General features: G+C 72.3%; 9 protein-coding genes. 4 read left to right on the top strand and 5 right to left on the bottom strand.

Annotation, left to right across the window (positions count from 1 at the left end; translation table 11 throughout):
• Positions 1–2: 2 nt before the first annotated feature.
• From TA3x_RS19805 to TA3x_RS19815, 3 genes are all read left to right on the top strand, one after another.
• Complete coding sequence (locus TA3x_RS19805) at positions 3–1046, top strand: hypothetical protein (protein WP_435016395.1); 1044 nt, start codon at positions 3–5, stop codon at positions 1044–1046.
• A 28-nt stretch (positions 1047–1074) separates the two neighbouring features.
• A complete protein-coding gene (locus TA3x_RS19810; protein ID WP_435016396.1) occupies positions 1075–3852 on the top strand; it encodes a hypothetical protein in 2778 nt (925 codons plus the stop codon).
• Positions 3853–4050: 198 nt separating this feature from the next.
• The gene (locus TA3x_RS19815; protein WP_435016397.1) at positions 4051–6156 is read left to right on the top strand and encodes an ATP-binding protein; all 2106 of its coding nucleotides are present in this window, start codon (positions 4051–4053) and stop codon (positions 6154–6156) included.
• A gap of 27 nt (positions 6157–6183) precedes the next feature.
• Here TA3x_RS19815 and TA3x_RS19820 read toward each other — a convergent pair whose 3' ends face one another.
• Complete coding sequence (locus TA3x_RS19820) at positions 6184–7404, bottom strand: substrate-binding domain-containing protein (RefSeq protein WP_435016398.1); 1221 nt, start codon at positions 7402–7404, stop codon at positions 6184–6186.
• A gap of 323 nt (positions 7405–7727) precedes the next feature.
• On the opposite strand from TA3x_RS19820, the gene TA3x_RS19825 reads away from it, so the two are divergent.
• The gene (locus TA3x_RS19825) at positions 7728–8777 is read left to right on the top strand and encodes a DUF1559 domain-containing protein (protein WP_435016399.1); all 1050 of its coding nucleotides are present in this window, start codon (positions 7728–7730) and stop codon (positions 8775–8777) included.
• A gap of 80 nt (positions 8778–8857) precedes the next feature.
• Here the strand turns inward: TA3x_RS19825 and TA3x_RS19830 are convergent, their stop codons facing one another.
• The 4 genes from TA3x_RS19830 to TA3x_RS19845 all read right to left on the bottom strand — a co-directional run bounded on the left by TA3x_RS19830 (position 8858) and on the right by TA3x_RS19845 (position 15241).
• Positions 8858–9247 (bottom strand): hypothetical protein, encoded by a 390-nt coding sequence (locus TA3x_RS19830; RefSeq protein ID WP_435016400.1) that lies wholly within the window; start codon positions 9245–9247, stop codon positions 8858–8860.
• 181 nt (positions 9248–9428) lie between these two features.
• Positions 9429–10502: a DUF1559 domain-containing protein gene (locus tag TA3x_RS19835; RefSeq protein WP_435016401.1), complete on the bottom strand. Its 1074-nt coding sequence runs from the start codon at positions 10500–10502 to the stop codon at positions 9429–9431.
• A gap of 404 nt (positions 10503–10906) precedes the next feature.
• On the bottom strand, positions 10907–12325 hold the full coding sequence (locus TA3x_RS19840) for a DUF1501 domain-containing protein (protein ID WP_435016402.1): 1419 nt from the start codon (positions 12323–12325) through the stop codon (positions 10907–10909).
• A gap of 12 nt (positions 12326–12337) precedes the next feature.
• Positions 12338–15241, bottom strand: a complete 2904-nt coding sequence (locus TA3x_RS19845) for a PSD1 and planctomycete cytochrome C domain-containing protein (protein ID WP_435016403.1) — start codon at positions 15239–15241, stop codon at positions 12338–12340.
• Positions 15242–15402 lie beyond the last annotated feature (161 nt).

The following is a 15402-nucleotide window of genomic DNA, read 5'->3' on the forward strand; positions in this document are numbered from 1 at the left end:
GAATGCCCGGCCCGAACCGAACTCCCGACGACCCCCAGCCGATCGCCGACGCCGCCTCCTTCTTCCAGCCCGAGGAACGTCCCGCCCCACCCCCGGCGCCCCGGGGCGGGGCCGACTTCGGCACCGACGAGATCCGGGTCGTCGACTGGATCGCGGACCCGGATCCGACGCCGGCGGCGCCCGCCCGCCCGCCCGCGCCCGCCCCGTCGCCGCCCGGCGATGACGAGTATGGCCTGATCGGCGGCCCGCCCGAGGTCGCCGAGGAGGAGCCTCCGCCCCGCCCGGTCGACCTGCCCAAGCCGGAGAAGCGGGTCCGCCGGCCGGTCGAGCCCGAGCCGGCCGAGCCCCGCGCCAAACGCCCCTACGACGAGATCGAGGAGGAGCCCTCCCCGCCCCGGAGGCGTCGCAAGGGGGCCGAGGTCCAGTCCGAGGAGGACGCGGAGGCCGATCCGCTCTGGACCCGCTGGGCCGAGGTCAACGGCACCGTGATGCGGATCGCGGCGGCCGTGGCCGGGGTGATCTTCGTGGCTTACCTGCTGACCTACGTCGCCTGGCCCCTGGTCTTCTTCTGGCTGATGATCGGGTTCCCCGCCGCGGCGCTCCTCAGTTACCCGATCCTGATCACGATGGAGCGGCCGGTCCGGATCACGCCCGAGCAGGCGGTCAAGGACTTCTACGCCGCGGCGTCGCACCACTTCCCGCACTACAAGCGGATGTGGCTGCTGCTCAGCTCGGCCGGCCGGGATGCGGGGCCGTTCCGCTCGTTCGCCGATTTCCGGTCGGCCTGGGAGCGGAAGGTCGCCGCCTGGAAGGGGACGCGGGTCAAGAAGTACGCCCCGCTGGAGTTCCAGGTCCAGGACTTCCGGGCCGACAAGAGCGTCGGCCAATCGTCGGTGTGGGCCGAGTACACGCTTCGCATCCGGCCCCGGGACGAGGCCTCCGGCGAGACCCTGGCGACGATCCGGATGGCCCACGGGCTGGTCAAGGGGGAGGATCGGATGTGGTACCTGAACCGGGGGCTGCCCGACGCGGCCGACGGCGACTGAACCCCGGAATGCGGCAGGAGGGCCGACCGTGAAAGTCCCGTTCCGCCTCGCCCGGTCCGCGGGCCCCGCGTCCTCGCCGCCGGCGGCCGTCCTGGTGGAGACCGATCGGGTCGAGCCCCTGCTCGGGCTCCTGTCGCGGCTGGGCCCTGGACCGGCCCCGGCCATCCACCGGGTCGCGGGCGGGTTCCTGGTCCGCCTGGGGGCGGGGGCCGCGCCGCCTCCGGGCTCGGCCCGGCTCCGCCGCCTGTCCGGGGGCATTTACCTGCCGGCCGACGCGGAGCTGGTCCCCGGCCTGCTGGACGACGAGGCCGAGGCGTTCGGCCGGGGGCGGGGCGTGGTGTTCGCGCCGGGGGGCCGGACGCTCGGGTTCGACCCGGACCGGCCGATCGGGCTGCCCTCGCTGGTCGTCGCCGAGGCCGATGCCCCGCCCGCCGCCTGGGAGCCGTTCCCCGACCGCCCGGCGAGGGTCGACCGGATCAGCGAGATCGTCCGGGACCTCCCCGACGAGGCGGCCGCGTCGATCCTGGGCCGCGCGGGCGACGGCGATCCTTCGGGGATCGGCTCGGAAGGCCCGCCCCGGCCCGAAGCTTCGGGCCCGGCCTCGACCCTGATCGGGCGGGCCATGATGGGGCTGGGCCGGGGGCTGGTCGGGCTCGGCAAGGGGATCGGGAGCCCCGGGCTGGCCGGCCTGGGGGCGTCGTGGATCGTCGGCGCGGTGGGCCGCGTGCCCCGGCTGACCGAGGCCCTGCTGGGCCGGCAGGAAGGGGCGATCCGCGAGCTGATCCGCCAGTTCCGCGACGGCGAGGTCGACCGGGCGCTCCGGCACGCCGTGCCGATCGGCGGGCCGGGCGAGGCCGATGGGCCGGCCGCTCCCGCCGGCGACCGGCTCCCGGGACAGGACCCCCGCTACTCGCTGGCCGCCCTGCTCGGGTCGGGGCGCGGCCGGGGGGCGGCCGGCTGGCAGGTCGCCGCCGACGTCCACGCCGAGCTGGCCCGGGCGTACGGCAAGGCCGCCGACGACGCCGAGAACGCCGGGGACTTCCGCCGCGCGGCGCTGATCCGGGGCCGCCTGCTCCACGACTACCGGGCCGCCGCGATCCTGCTGGAGAAGGGGGGGCTGCACCGGGACGCCGCCGCCCTCTACCTGCATCGCCTGGACGACATCCCGGCCGCCGCCCGCTGCTTCGAGGCGGCCGGCGAGCCGGACCGCGCCCTCCGGCTCCTCCGCGACCGCCGGATGCACGCGGAGGCGGGCGACCTGCTCCGCCGGCTCGGCGACGAGGACGAGGCGGTCGCGGAGTACGTCGCCGCGGCCCGGCTCCTGTCCCACGGGCCCGCCCACGACCACCTCGCGGCCGGCGACCTGCTCGCCACCCGCGCCCGCCGGGCCGACCTGGCCATCGCCGCCTATGTCCAGGGCTGGAAGGCCCGCCCGGCCCGCAACGCGGTCCCGTGCGCCCTGAGGATGGCCCGGATCCACGCCGACGGCAAGGCCATCGATCCCCTGATCGACCTGGTCGACCAGGCCGACGCCTGGTTCACCCGCCCCGGCCTGGCCACCGAGGCCAACGCCTTCTACAACGGCCTGGCCGGCCTGGCCGACTCCCTCGGCCTGGCCGACGCCCGCGACGACCTCCGCGACCGCGCCCTGATGGGGCTGGCGGCGCAGCTCCGCCGCGTCGCGGGGACGTACCTGCGCCCGGGATTCCTGACCTCGACCTACGTCGGGAGCTGGACCGCATGGTCCGCCGACGTCGTCGCCGACGCCACCCACGCCATCGCGGCCGCCGTGGACCGCCCGCAAACCATCCCGACGTTCCGCCCCGCGCCCCGGCGGATCTCCGCCACGGGATATGGGAATGTGACCGCCACCTGCCACGCGCCCGGCTCGGGCGACCTGTTCCTGGGCTTCGATGACGGGGCGATCGTCCAGGTGCGGGTGGACAACGGGGAGATCTCGCGGCTGCCGGATCGCAGGGCTCTGGGATTCCCGCATTCGATGGCCGTCGATGCGGAGGGCGGCCTGATCATCGTCCTGTCATCGGGATCCGGCAGCCTGGTGGAAGGCTGGATCAGAAAAGCCGTCCCCGGAGGATGGACACCCATCGAGTACCATTGCCGAGACTCGATCGATGGTGCCTCCATCACGCCGATCGTCCAGTCCGGCAAATTCCTCAACTTCGCCCTATGTCATCCGTCGGGCTCCATGTTCGGCGGGCATTATTCCTTGTTGGCCGAACTCCACATCGGCCGGGCCAGGATCGACTTCGCCGAGGGATTGCCTCCCGTCGCTCTCCCCGTGGCCGCGCAAGGCCCGGTGCCCCGGTCGACCCTGATCCCCCACGCCCGGGGTTGGTTGCGTGTCGATCATCGCGGGGTCGTGATGGGCCGATTTTCGACGGCCTGGACCCCTTCGCGACCGGACGGCCATCCGGTCGGCGCAGTGCCCGTGTCCTGGCTCGATGTTGCTCCTGGGCAACTCGAGGTGGCCGGTCTGGATGACGCGGGTTTGGTCTGCTGGTCAGCCTTGCACCTCGATGACGCCGGGGAGGCGGCGACTTCGAAGTACTTGGGGAAGGGCCATCCGTCTTACCGAGCGGTGGCCCTGGCGAGATCGGGGCTGGTCGCGGCGGCGCGGCAGGGCCGGGTGGATTGGCTGCGTCGGGGCCCGAAAGGCCTGGCCCTGATCGGATCGGCCGACCTGGACCTGGCGGAGGTCGCGGCCTGCTTCGCCAACCCGAGGACCCGCGAGGTGGTCGTGGTGGGGGCGGACGGGACCTTGGCGTGCGTGCCGATCCCGGATTGAGGGATGTAGGGGCGTTGTTGCCCGTCCGATCGCCTATCGATAACATGGGGTCTCCCGCAGGACGAGGTGCGATGTCCGGCCCTCGGTCCCTCCGACCCCGGTCTGCTGCGGGCCCTGAGCGGCCCGCGTTCGGCGGAGGGTCCGATGATCAGGATGATCGACGTTTCCGGCACAACACCGCGAGGCAGCGAGGTTGTCATGCCCGAGCAGGTGGCTCCGATGATCCTGGGCGACGGGGTGGTCGACCTTTCGGGTGAGGTCGAAGCACGCCTCGCCGCCGAGTCGGGCGGCCGACGTTACCGCTTCCTGGCCAAGGCGATCCCGCAGATCGTCTGGACGGCCACGCGGAACGGCCGGATCGACTCGTTCAATCCCCGATGGTCCGAGTACAGCGGCCTGTCGGCCAGCCAGGATGACGTCCGGGGCTGGCATCGGGCGCTGCACCCCGACGACGTGGGGCGGTGGCGCGAGGGGTGGGAGCGGGCCAGGGCCTCGGGCGTGGTCTTCGAGATCGACGTCCGGCTCCGCCGCGCCGACGGGACCTATCGCTACCACCTGGCCCGCGCCCTGCCGGTGGTCGACCGCGACGGCGGGATCATCAAGTGGCTGGGCACCTGCACCGACATCGACGACCAGAAGCGGGCCGAGGGGATGCTCGCCTTCCTGGCCGAGGTCAGCTCGATCCTGGCGTCGTCGCTCGACGACGCGGCGACCGTGGCCGAGGTGGCGCGGATGGCGGTCCCGCACATCGCCGACCGCTGCCTGATCGACGTGATCCAGGCCGACGGCGCCACGCGGCGGCTGGCCGTGGCGGACCCCGCCGAGGCCCCCGCCTGGAAGGTGTTCCGCCCCGAGCCACCGGCCCGGGGGGAGGCGCCCCGGCCGACCCGCGCCGTCCGCCCGGAGCTGATCGACGACGTGGAGAGCCACGCCTCGCGCTGCGAATGCGACCACGAGCACCTCGGGCTGCTCCGCGAGCAGGGCCCGGTCTCCTCGGCGATCCAGGTGCCGCTGGCGGCCCACGGCCGATCCCTGGGGCTGATCTCGCTGGCCATGGGCGAGTCGGGCCGCCGCTACGGGCCGGGCGACCTGACGATGGTCGAGGATCTGGCCCGCCGGGTCGCCTCGGCGGTGGATAACGCCCGGCTGTTCCGCGAGGCCCGGCAGGCCCGCGTCGAGGCCGAGGCGGCCAACCGCGCCAAGGATCGGTTCCTGGCGGTCCTGTCCCACGAGCTGCGGACCCCCCTGACCCCGATCCTGGCCGAGGCGTCGGCCATGCTCGACGACCCCCGGACCCCGCCGGCCCTCCGGCCGTTCGTGGAGATGACCCACCGCAACGTCGAGCTGGAAGCCCGGCTGATCGACGACCTGCTGGACCTGAACCGGATCGGCCGGGGCAAGCTCCGGCTCTCGCGCAAGACGGTCGACATCCATCGCGCGATCCGCCAGGCCCTGGAGATCTGCCGGCCCGGCCTCCGCGCCGCCGGGCTGACCCTGGAGGTCGAACTCGGCGCCGCCCGATACCACGCGGCGGTCGACCCGGCGCGGTTCCAGCAAGTCATCTGGAACCTGCTCAAGAACGCGACCAAGTTCACGCCCGAGGGGGGGACCGTCGCGGTCCGGACCCGGGACGACGGGCCGAGGATCCTGATCGAAGTGGCCGACACGGGCATCGGCATCGAGCCCGATGCCTTGCCTTTGATCTTCGACGCCTTCGAGCAGGGGGGGGCCGCGGTCACCCGCCGGTTCGGCGGCCTGGGCCTGGGCCTGGCCATCAGCCGGAGCCTGGCCGACGCCCACGGCGGCAGCCTCCGCGCCGCCAGCGCCGGCAAGGGTCAGGGCTCGACCTTCACGCTCGGCCTACCCGCCGTCGCCGCCCCGGCGCAGCGCCCCGAGGATGCGCCCCCGCCGGCCGCCCGGCCGGCCGATTCGGCCTCGCTGCGGATCCTGCTGGTGGAGGACAACGCCGACACGCTCCGGGTGATGTCCCGGCTGCTCGCCGGCCGGGGGCACAAGGTGACCACCGCCGCCGACGTGGCCTCGGCCCTGAGGGCCGACCAGGCGGGCGAGTTCGACCTGATCGTCTCGGACCTCGGCCTGCCCGACGGCAGCGGGATCGACCTGATGAAGATCCTCCACGCCCGCCGCCCGGTCCCGGCGATCGCCCTGTCGGGCTTCGGCATGGACGACGACCTGGCCCGGAGCCGGGAGGCGGGCTTCGCCGCCCACCTCACCAAGCCGGTCGAGTTCCCCGACCTGGAGGCCACGATCCGCCGCGTCCTGGCCGACCGCCCGGTGGCCTGACGCGGCGTCGCCCACCGGCCGGGCGCGTCAGTTGCCCGGCCGGATCGACCGGGCCCGCTTGCGGAGCCCGGCGGGCGTCTGGCCGATGCGCTCCCGGAAGACCTTGCCCAGGTACTCCTGGTGGCCGAACCCGCAACGCTCGGCGATCAGGGCGATGGGCAGGTCGGTCTGGGCGAGCATCTCCCGCGCCCGGCCGACCCGGGCGTTGATCAGCTCGTCGAGGATCGTGCTGTCCAGGAGCCGCCGGAATCGCCTCTGGAGCGTGCTCCGGGACAGCGACACGTGCTGGCAGACCTCGTCCACGCCCACGCCCCGGCAGGCGTTCTCGCGGATGAAGTAGATGGCCTCGGCCACCTCCGGGTCGGTCAGGGCCAGCACGTCGCTGGACTGGCGGGTGACCACCGCCTCCGGCGGGATGTAGACCGCCGTGTCGTCGGCGATGTTGCCGGCGCGGGCCCGGTCCAGCAGGGCCGCCGCCTCGTAGCCGACCCGCTCGTGGTTGGGCACGACGCTGGACAGGGGCGGGTCGGAGATGAAGCAGATCGGCTCGTCGTTATCCACGCCGATCACGGCGACCTCGTGCGGCACCTTCACGCCGCTCCGCCGGCAGGCCTCCAGCACCTTCTGGCCCCACGGGTCGTTGCAGGCCATCACCGCGCAGGGGCGGGGCAGGGTCCGGACCCAGTCGGCGAGGTGGTCCTGCTCCGACTCCCAGGTGACCTGGCCGGTCGGCAGGGCGTGGATCAGGCATTCCCCCCCCGCCTCGCCCACGGCGCGGACGAACGCGTCGCGGCGCTGGTCCGACCAGTTCAGCCCGTTGATGCCGCAGAAGCCGAAGTGGCGGAAGCCGCGCTCCAGGAAATGCCTGGCGGCCAGCCGGGCGATGGCCCCGTTGTCCACGTGGGCCAGGGGCAGTTGCGGGCGCCGGACGACGCCCAGCACGTCCACGGCCGGCAGCCCGGTGGCCACCACGGCATCGGCGATCTGGGCGTTCTGGAGCCGGGCGATGATCCCGTCGCCGTCCCAGCCGTCGAGCCACGACGGCACCAGGTCCTCCAGGCTCCTGGGCTCGAAATAGATCGACCACGGCCCGTGCTCCCGGACGTAGCGCGCGATCCCCCGCACGATGTCGCGGCCCGAGGCCAGCGACGTCTCGACGATCAGGGCGATGTGCGGCCTGTCCCGGGCCGGATGCGACGGTTTCCAATCCAACGCCTCGCCCCCCCGATCCCGACTGTCCGGATTCATCGTAGACTCCACGGCCCGGCCTCGCATCGCCTGTTGAGATCCGCCCGGCCGGCCCGGCCTTCTATTCTGCGTCGGATGACCCGAACTTTCCAACAATTAACCCGATTGCGGCTGGCTATCGGGGTTTCACGGGTCCTACAATACTGTCTAACGTGCGAATCCGCCCCGTCGCGACCCTCCCCTGCCGAACGCCGAAGTCCGCCGGATCGGGCCCTGGCGCCCGCTCCGGGGCGGATCCGGTACGGGTCATTCATGCGAACCCGGGGCCGAGGAACACCCTTCCGATCCCCTTCGTCACTGTCCCCATCCGCCTGGAGGGTTTCATGAGAGTCGCGAGGCGCCGTGGTTTTACCCTGATCGAGCTATTGGTGGTGATCGCGATCATCGCGGTGCTGATCGCCTTGCTGCTGCCCGCCGTGCAGGCCGCGCGCGAGGCCGCCCGCCGGTCGCAGTGCGTCAATAATATGAAGCAGTTGGGCATCGCTCTCCACAACTATACGACTGCCAATAACGACACCCTCCCCTGGTTCCTCGGGCCGTGGAGCGACGACTGGTCGGGCCACGTCATGCTCCTCCCGTTCCTGGAGCAGACCCCGCTGTTCAACAGCATCAACTTCGCCCACAACTATACGTATGATGCCATGAACCTGACGGCCACCCGGACGCCCGTCGCCGCGTTCCTGTGCCCGTCCGACCCCGACCGGATCACGACCGCGGACGGGCATAATAACTACATGATGAACTGCGGGTCGGCCCCCAACGTCTTCTACGGCGGCGACGGCGGGCGGAGCGTGGCCAACAGCATCAACGCCGGGCCGTTCCAGTGGGCGGGCGGCGCCAACGGCCAGAAGTCGACCTTCGTGAAGCTCGGCGACATCAAGGACGGCACCAGCAATACCGCCGCGTTCAGCGAGCGGGTCAAGGGGATCGGCACCAAGAACAGCGCCCAGTTCGACACGACCAAGCCGACCAGCTCGATCTTCCAGGGGACGCCGCCGGGATCTGCCGCCGAGGACATCTTCCCGGACGCCGTCTTCAAGTCGTGCTCGGCCCTGTCGCCGACCCCCTCCACGACCCTGTACTCGACCACGGTCGGCTACGGCGATATCTCGCCGTCGGGGGGCAAGTGGTTCGCCGGCCTGGCGGCCTACACGGGCTACAACCACGTGATGCCGCCCAACTCCTGGAGCTGCGCCTACGGCGACCCGGTCGGCGCGGGGGCCTTCGTGGCCAGCAGCCGCCACCCGGGCGTGGTCAACGTGCTGCTGGCCGACGGCTCGGTGCGGGCGGTCAAGGGGACGATCGACCAGAAGACCTGGGCGGCGGTCGGCACCCGGGACGGTGGCGAGGTCATCTCGTCCGACGCCTTCTGAGCCACGCCGCAGGCGCGAACATGGGGCCCCCCGCGACGGCCGGACGCCGATCGCGGGGGGCCCCTTCGTTTCGAACCGGATCAGCGGCCGCCGGTGCCCGACTTGATGTCGATGTCGTGGGTGTTCGACCCTTCCTTGACGTCGAAGTCCGAACCCACCTGTCGCTTCAGCTCGGCGCTGGAGATGCGGATCGAGTTGGGGCCGACCAGGGTCTCGATCTTGTAGGACCCGCCCTCGATCTTGGCGGTCGTCGAGGGGGCCGACCGGCGGTTGATGTTGGCCGGGTCGAACAGGATCTCCCCCTTGGAGATCGGCCGGCCGTCGACGATGACCTTGCCGGAGACGGTGGCCTTGGTCATCGAGTCGGTGATGGGCGGGGGCGGGTCGTAGCTCGAGCAACCGGCCAGCCCCCCGGCCAGGGTCGCCGCGATCAATGCGGGCCGGGCCCCACGCCACAGTAATTGAACCATCGTCGCGGCACCTTTCGGAGAGGGGGAAATGCCACCGTCGTCTTGGCGGGGCCGGGAAGTGGGACCGCCTCGACCGCCCGGCCCTGGCGGGCTGGGGGCGGGTCGAGGCATGGGAGGGCGCAATGCCACGGTTCGTGTCGCGGGGCCGCCCGCCTGGCGCGGCCCGCTCTGGTCCGATCGATCAATAGGAATCGGAGCTGAGGACCTCGCCGTTGCCCCGCGTGCCCAGCGCCCACCAGGTCGCCTGGGCGACGGTGTCCTTGATGAACTTGACGCTGCCGTCGGCCATCAGGACGTTGACGCCGCCGGGGTGGGAACTCTGGGCGTTGGAGTAGTCCATCGAGGCGCCGTCGCAGCCCCCACCGCAATCGGTCCGGCAGGCCGACCACTTGTACTTGGGATTGTTGGGGGTGACGACGGTGTTGAACAGCGTCCCGCCCATGCTCCCGATGCCCCAGTCGTGGCCGTGGCCGGTGGACAGGTTGCCGGCGTTCGAGGCGACGAACTTCGACGAGCAGATGTCGAGATCCTTGAAGACGTTGGCCGGGTTGGTGTTGGCGTCCAGGAAGTAGGCCGCCCCCGACAGGCCCGCCCCCATGACCATCGTCCCCGGGCGCGGGGCCGGGCTCGAACCGCCCACGAGGCCCTCCGAATAGGCGATCGTGTTGGACGTCCCGTCGATGACGTCGCGGATCCCGTAGGACAGCTTCATCCCGAACATGCCGGTCGTCGGGAACGCCTGGAAGATCTTGTTGGCCACGGTGCTGCCGCGCGGCGGGATGTCGTCGCCGGCGTTGGTGGTGGTGCCGACGCTGGCGAAATAGGAGTTCATGTTGGTCCGCCCGATGTTGCTATCCGACGGGCACATGAACGAGTTGATCTTGGTCTCGTAGGCCGTCCTGTTCTGGGCGTTGTCGCGGCATTCCCACGAGAAGTTGATCGAGCTGTACAGCGGGCCCTGCTCGATGAAATTCAGCATCATGGCCTGGGCCGACCAGTTGTTCCAGGTCGCCGCGCCGCCCCGGTTCAACGACGCGCCCATCGGGAACCCGTCGTTGGTGGAGTGGTAGTTGTGCATGGCCAGGCCGATCTGCTTCAGGTTGTTGACGCACTGCGTCCGGCGGGCGGCCTCGCGCGCCGCCTGCACGGCGGGCAGCAGCAGGGCGATCAGCACCGCGATGATCGCGATCACCACCAATAGCTCGATCAGCGTGAAACCGCGGCCCCGGCCTGCCCTCAGAGACGGAGTTCTCATGATGCGACGACCCTCGCGTGAGTGGGATGGGATGATGGATCCCGGCAAGTCGATGAGTGAGGCCGGCTACCAGCCCTTGCCAGGCGTACATCCGACCGAGTTTCCCTGCCAGCAGCGGGCGTGCCGGCCGGGGTCGGTGGGGAGGTGTCGGCGAATGGGGTGACCGGATCTCTCCAACAGTATGAAATTTGGCGGAGGCTGAAAAGGGGCGCAGCGAGAATTTCTTCCCGGGATCGGCCGGACGGCGGGATGCCGCCCGGCGCGGGTGGATCTGGGGCAACACGGCCCCGCGGCGGACGCGGGACGCGCGGCCGTCGGGGCGTGTCGGGCCGGGGATGGACCGGGATCGGGGGGGGAAGGGCCGCGATGGCCGGGCAGGGGGGGCGACCCCCGACCCCGGCCGGTCAGGCCAGGATCGGCGTGATGACTTCGCCGTGGACGTCGGTCAGGCGCATGTCGCGGCCGCCGAAGCGGTAGGTGGTCCGCTTGTGGTCCATGCCCAGCAGGTGGAGCATGGTCGCGTGGAGGTCGTGGACCTCGACCTTGTCCTGGACGGCGTGGTAGCCGTAATCGTCGGTGGCGCCATGGATGGTGCCCCCCTTGATGCCGCCGCCGGCCAGCCACATCGTGAACCCGAACGGGTTGTGGTCGCGGCCGTCGGTGCCCTGGGCCATCGGGGTCCGGCCGAACTCGCCGCCCCAGATCACCAGGGTCTCGTCGAGAAGGCCCTTCGCCTTGAGGTCGGCGAGCAGCCCGGCGATCGGCCGATCCACGGCATGGGCGTTCTTGGCGTGGCCGCCCTTGAGGTTGGAATGCTGATCCCAGCGGTCCGTCCCCAGGTTGGGGCAGAGCAGCTCGACGAACCGGACCCCGCGCTCCACCAGCCTCCGGGCCAGCAGGCACTCCCGCCCGAAGATCTGCGTGGCCGGGTCGGGGTCGTCGAGGCCGTAGAGGGACCGGGTCGCCCGGGACTCGCCCGCCAGGTCCATCAGGTCGGGCACCGAGGCCTGCATCTTGAAGGCCAGCTCGTAGTTGGCGATGGAGGCTTCCAGGGCGTCGGGCTTCCCCATCCGTTCGGATACGCCCCGGTCCAACGCCCGCATCAGGTCCACCTGCCCGGCGCGATCCCGGGTCGGGGACAGGTTGGCGACCGGCTCCCCCCCGGGGCGGAAGATCGAGCCCTGGTAGGAGGCGGGCAGGAACCCCGGCCCGAAGCAGTCGACCCCGCCGGGCGGGATCAGCCCCCCGTTCAGGACGACGAAGCCGGGCAGGTCGCGGCTCTCGCTCCCCAGGCCATAGGCGGTCCAGGCCCCGTGGCTGGGGCGACCCTGGAGCCCGCTGCCGGTGTGCATGAAGTAGTTGGCCGCCGTGTGCTCGGAGAAGTTCGAGACCATCGACCGGACGATCGCCAGGTCGTCCACGCAGCCGCCGACGTGCGGGAACAGGTCGCTGACCGGGATGCCGCTCTCCCCCCTCGGCCGGAACGCCCAGGGGGATTTCAGCACCTTGCCGACGTTGTTGAACTGGGTCGGCTCGACCTTGGCCCGGATCGGCTGGCCGTGCTCGCGATCGAGCCGGGGCTTGGGGTCGAACGTGTCCACCTGCGACGGCCCGCCGTCCATGAACAGGAAGATCACGCTCCGGGCCCGGGCCTTGAAGTGGGTGGGCCGGGGGGCCAGGGGATCATCGCGGCGCGTGGCCTCGCCCGCCTTCGCCTCGTCCCCGAGCATCGTCGCCAGGGCCACGGCGCCGAAGCCGTTGGCGCAGCGGAGCAGCATCTCGCGGCGGGTGGCCGGGGCGTCCTGGAAGCGTCGGCAATGCATGGGGGCCTCGGCTCACGGGATGAAGGTGAATTCCTTGACGTTCCACAGGACGTGGCCCAGATCGGCCCAGGCCGCCAGCCGTCCCTTCGGGTCGTCGCCCGTCGCCGGCTGCCGACCCTGGATGAAGCCCGCGGCGGCGGCCAGTTCGTCGGGCCCGGGCGGCCGTCCGAACGCGGCGCGATACATGGCGACCACCGACGGCCCGATCGGGGCGGCGGGGTCGGGCCGGGCCCGTTCCGCCCAGAGGGCGGCCTGCTGATCGAGGAACGGGTCGTTGAGCAGCGTGAGCGCCTGGGCCGGGACGTTGGAGGTGTTCCGCCGGCCCATCGACGAGGCGGGCGTGGGGAAGTCGAACGCCAGGAGCATGGGGGACAGGAAGTTGCGCCGGACGGTGAGGTAGACGCTCCGGCGGCCGTCGCCGTCCAGGGGGCCGGACCGGGCGGGCCGTCCCCGCCCTTCCATGAACGAGGTGAGGTGGGGGGCGACCCCCGGGCCGTACAGGGTCCGGTCGAGCCGGCCCGACACGGCCAGGATCGCGTCGCGGATCGCCTCGGCCTCCAGCCGCCGGACCTCGCGGCGGTGCCAGAGGGCGTTGACGGGGTCGCGCCCGTCGGCCTCGGGGTCGGGCCGGCTGTCCATCCGGTAGGCCCGCGAGCCGACGATCAGCCGGTGCATCGCCTTGATCGACCAGCCCGATCGGACGAACTCGGAGGCCAGGAAGTCGAGCAGTTCGGGGTGGGTCGGCGCCTGGCCCATGACACCGAAGTCGTCGACGCTGGCGACGATCCCCCGGCCGAAGTGGTGGTGCCAGAGCCGGTTGACCAGCACCCGCGCCGTCAGGGGGTTGGCCGGGTCGGCGATCCGCCGGGCCAGTTCGAGCCGGCCGCTCCCCTCGGGCGAGCCCGAAGGCGCCGGGCCGGCGATCGCCTCCAGGAACCGCCGGGGCACCGCCTCGCCCAGGCTGGACGCACTCCCCCGGATGTGGACCCGGTCGTCGATCCCGGTCCCGTCGGCCAGGGCCGAGGCCAGGGTCGGCTCGGGGATCTCGGCCTCGATGGCGCGATACGCGGCGACCTGCGGGGCGAAGTCGGCGACTCGCTCCGCCGGGATCGGGTCGGGGAGGGGCAGGGGCGGGAACGCCGGGGGGCCGTCCGAGAACCGGACCTCGGCCACGGCGATGAACCCGTCGCCGGGCGGGATCGCGGACTGGCTCCCGGTGAAGTCGGCCGCGGCCCCGTCGGAGAACTCCAGGTAGGCCGGGCGGCCGATCCAGGGGGCCACGTCCAGGGTGATTGGGCGGAAGTCGTCGCCGTGGTTGACGGCGACGGTCAGCTCGCCGTAGATCGGCGACCGGATCTTCTCGAAGCCGTCGATCACCAGGTTGATCCGCCCGTGACGCCCGGCGGCCAGGACGTGGACCTTCCCCTTCGCCAGGGTGAAGGTCCGCGATCGCAGGGCCCCCCGCAGCCGGTCCGAGATCGCCCCGCTGTGGGCCACCCCCGCCGGCAGGCGTCCCACGCCCGGGACGACCCGGATGGCGCCCTCGGCCGTCGGCCCGGGGCCGAAGGCATCGCCGGTCGCCCACCAGCCGCCGTAATCCGGGCCCGAGAAGTCCTCGAAGACCTCGTCGGATCGGGGGGCGGGCGCGGGGGGAGCGGGCGGTGGGCCGAGCTTCGCCGCCAGGTCGGCCCGGATCGCTTCCAGCTTGGCCACCCGGGCGGCGATCCGGTCGGGCGGGTCGAGGAACGCGAGCTGGTGGCGCGAGCTGGCCAGGTAGCCCGACAGGGCGTAGTAGTCGCGGGTCGAGATCGGGTCGAACTTGTGGTCGTGGCACCGGGCGCAGGCGACCGTCAGGCCCAGGACCGCCTTGCCCAGCACGTCGATCTGGTTGTCGATCCGGGTGGCGGCGTCCTCGCGGAGGTCGACCGGCGAGTGGACCCCCTCGTGGAGCCGCCAGAAGCCGGTCCCCACGACCGACTCGTTCATCCCGTCGGCCGGGTTGCGCCGAGGGTCGGGCACGAGGTCGCCGGCCACCTGCTCGACCAGGAACCGGTCGTAGGGCAGGTCGGCGTTGAACGCCCGGATCGCGTAGTCGCGGTATCGGTACGCCTCGGGGATGTCGTAGTCGAACTCGTGCCCCGAGGTCTCGGCGAACCGGGCCAGGTCGAGCCAGTGCCGGGCCCAGCGTTCCCCGTAGTGGGGCGAGGCCAGGAGCCGCTCGACGACCTTCGCATCGGCGTCCGGCGAGGCGTCGGCCAGGAAGGCGTCGACCTCCTCGGCGGTCGGCGGCAGGCCGATCAGGTCGAACGTGAGGCGGCGGATCAGGGTCGTCCGATCGACGTCCCCGGCCGGCTTCAGCCCCTTCTCCTCCAGCTTCGCCAGCAGGAAGCGATCGACCGGGTGGGCCGACCAGGCCTCGTCCCGCACGGCGGGGGGCCTCGCGTCGGCGACGGGCTGGAAGCTCCACTGGGCCTTCGCCCGGGCCGCCAGGTCGAAGGCGGGGGCGGGGCCGGGGGTGTCGGGGCGGTCGCCGTCCGGCCAGATGGCCCCGCGCTCGACCCACCGGGTGAGGATGGCGATCTCCTCGGCGGGGAGCTTGGATTTGGGGGGCATTTGGAGTTCGCCGTAGTTGATCGCGTCGATCAACGGGCTCTCGCCCGGCTTGCCGGGGACGATGGCCGGGCCGGTGTCGCCCCCCTTCATGGCCCCGTCGCGGCGGTCGAGCCGGAGGCCCCCCTTGGCCTTCTCCGGGCCGTGGCAGGACTGGCAGCGGGAGGCCAGCAGCGGCCGGACCTGGCGCTCGAAGGCCTCGGCCTCGGCGGGGTCGGGCGGGGCGTCGCCGCGAACCATCCCGGGCACGATCAGGGCCAGCAGGGCCGCCGCGCCGGCCCGTCGGAGGAATCGGGTGATGTCCATCCGGCCATCGTAACCCGAACCCCCGGCCCCCGCATCGGGGAACGGCCGAAAAACGAAACTCCCGTTGACGGCCCCGGGCGGGCCGCTACGCTGGGCGATCGATCGCGGGGCGGGGGGAGGGAACCGGGCCGATGGGCCCCGGCGCGACGCCCCCGGCGCGG

Source organism: Tundrisphaera macrotermitis (genome assembly GCF_051175315.1).
In the GTDB taxonomy this organism is placed as follows: domain Bacteria; phylum Planctomycetota; class Planctomycetia; order Isosphaerales; family Isosphaeraceae; genus Tundrisphaera.

What these genes read in the sequence shown, in the direction of transcription:
- TA3x_RS19805 (WP_435016395.1), top strand. Translation starts at nt 3, where the DNA reads ATGCCCGGCCCGAACCGAACTCCCGACGACCCCCAGCCGATCGCCGAC.
- TA3x_RS19815 (WP_435016397.1), top strand. Translation starts at nt 4,051, where the DNA reads ATGCCCGAGCAGGTGGCTCCGATGATCCTGGGCGACGGGGTGGTCGAC.
- TA3x_RS19820 (WP_435016398.1), bottom strand. Translation starts at nt 7,404, where the DNA reads ATGAATCCGGACAGTCGGGATCGGGGGGGCGAGGCGTTGGATTGGAAA.
- TA3x_RS19825 (WP_435016399.1), top strand. Translation starts at nt 7,728, where the DNA reads ATGAGAGTCGCGAGGCGCCGTGGTTTTACCCTGATCGAGCTATTGGTG.
- TA3x_RS19830 (WP_435016400.1), bottom strand. Translation starts at nt 9,247, where the DNA reads ATGGTTCAATTACTGTGGCGTGGGGCCCGGCCCGCATTGATCGCGGCG.
- TA3x_RS19835 (WP_435016401.1), bottom strand. Translation starts at nt 10,502, where the DNA reads ATGAGAACTCCGTCTCTGAGGGCAGGCCGGGGCCGCGGTTTCACGCTG.
- TA3x_RS19840 (WP_435016402.1), bottom strand. Translation starts at nt 12,325, where the DNA reads ATGCATTGCCGACGCTTCCAGGACGCCCCGGCCACCCGCCGCGAGATG.
- TA3x_RS19845 (WP_435016403.1), bottom strand. Translation starts at nt 15,241, where the DNA reads ATGGACATCACCCGATTCCTCCGACGGGCCGGCGCGGCGGCCCTGCTG.